We start from the raw sequence: 216 nt of genomic DNA, 5'->3' as shown, positions 1-216 counted from the left end.
ACTGTAAAACTGGTTGAGCTACTGGACGAGGCGGTTGAACGCGCGGCAAAATTGCTTGCTCAGCGCGATACGGAATTGTCAGCAGATGAACTGAACGCGGTAGCCCGTAAAGTGGGCATCGGTGCGGTGAAATACGCGGATCTAAGTAAAAACCGTACAACCGACTATATGTTCAACTGGGACACCATGTTGAGCTTTGAAGGCAACACGGCACCT

At 50.9% G+C, this 216-nt stretch carries 1 protein-coding gene; it reads left to right on the top strand.

From position 1 onward, the window contains the following. On the top strand, positions 1-216 hold a 216-nt coding region (gene argS, locus NLF92_RS14070; RefSeq protein ID WP_254102895.1), incomplete at both ends, for an arginine--tRNA ligase domain-containing protein.

Source organism: Opacimonas viscosa, from assembly GCF_024199005.1.
Classification (GTDB): Bacteria; Pseudomonadota; Gammaproteobacteria; order Enterobacterales; family Alteromonadaceae; genus Opacimonas; species Opacimonas viscosa.
Note: the sequence above shows the minus strand (reverse complement) of the source record. Positions and strands in the feature narration are given on the sequence as shown.